The sequence below is a fragment of the Planomonospora algeriensis genome (assembly GCF_977012225.1).
This window is the reverse complement of sequence record NZ_CDRNDK010000872.1, coordinates 1-1,297: the sequence shown is the minus strand read 5'-3', so window position 1 is coordinate 1,297 and position 1,297 is coordinate 1. Positions and strand designations below refer to the sequence as shown.

At 69.3% G+C, this 1,297-nt stretch carries 1 protein-coding gene and 1 pseudogene; both read right to left on the bottom strand.

Annotation, left to right across the window (positions count from 1 at the left end; translation table 11 throughout):
- A pseudogene (locus ACWJ6R_RS36530) lies at positions 1 to 425 on the bottom strand (hypothetical protein); the annotation flags it as partial.
- Positions 426 to 642: 217 nt separating this feature from the next.
- On the bottom strand, positions 643 to 837 hold the full coding sequence (locus ACWJ6R_RS36525) for a hypothetical protein (protein ID WP_449066575.1): 195 nt from the start codon (positions 835 to 837) through the stop codon (positions 643 to 645).
- Positions 838 to 1,297 lie beyond the last annotated feature (460 nt).

Below are 1,297 nucleotides of genomic sequence, written 5' to 3'. Positions count from 1 at the left end.
CGGGCCGTCTCGGCGTCGCGCAGCGCGGTGTCGCGTTCGGCGAGCGCCTCAGTCGTCCGCTCCGCCATGGTGTCGCGCTCCCGGCGGGCGTGCTCGGCGGCCTCGCGGGCCAGCCGTACCTGCTCGAAGGCCTGCTCCCGCTCGGTGCGCGCGATGGCGACCCGGGTGTGCGCCTCGGCCTGCACCGCGCTCACCCGGGCCTCCACCCCGGCGGGGCTCAGCTCCTCGGCCAGCACGTGGGCTAGGGGGGCGATCGCCGCGGCCATCCCCTTCTCCATGCGCTCGTAGAACTCCTCCGCCCGGGCCAGCGCGCCCTCCAGGCCCGGGGTGGCGCGGCGCAGCTCCCGCTCCCGCTTGGCGGCGGCCTGGCAGTCGCCGAGCGGGCAGTAAGCGCGGGGGCGTCCCCGTCCAGGGCGCTGTTCCACGGGTGTCCCGCAATGCTTGCACGGTCGCGGCGCGGTCGCCTCCTGTGTCATGCGGCGAGCCTAGCATTTTTTAATTTCCAGAAAATACAAATGAATAAATCCAGTCTGTTGCGGGGCGGGGGCTGTTCACCAACTACCGGGAATGGCAATTCCCGCAAGTTGACGTCGCGTCGCGGCATGGCCACTTCGAGATCGTTCGCGACTCTGCACCGGGATGTCAGCAGGAATCTGCATGAGGTGTCAGTGCGCAGGTCACCGGCGGTTTCCTGCGATCAGGATCCTCGCGGTCTCCGCCATGGCGGCCCACCGCTTCGTTGACGCGGACCGTGATCGCCGCCAGCCCGACCCGGCCGCAGTCGACCGCTCCGGCGAGACCGCTTGCCGCCTCACCGCCTGACAGCAGGACGATCACCGTGTGCTACGGTGAAAACACACACCGCCCGGCCCCGTCGTGGGCCGAGTTTACCTTTCCCGGCCCCGCCGCGACCGGCCACCGATGACCCGCGGCCTTGTCGCTGCTATCGGCAGCCCGGTCATGCATCCCGGGAGCGCGGACTGCCGCGGTCGGCGGGAGCGGTCGTTGCGGCCCGACATGATCACTCACCCCACGAACGTCGGCGATCGAGCTGCGGCGAGGTGTCGGCGCGCAGCGAAGATGACAGCACGCGGCAGGGAAGAACTGGGCTGTCCTGTGCCAGGGGATCGTCTTCGGCGGCAGTGCCGTGACCTGGGATGAGGAATTTCAAGTGGCGAAGCGCACCCGTAAGGGGTGGGCATGTGCCCGTCGGGCAGGGCAGGCTTCGCCATTGGATCTTGATCAGTCGCGAGTTTGGCGATTCGGGCGGTAGTCGCGTGCGATCAGTCGAAGAGCG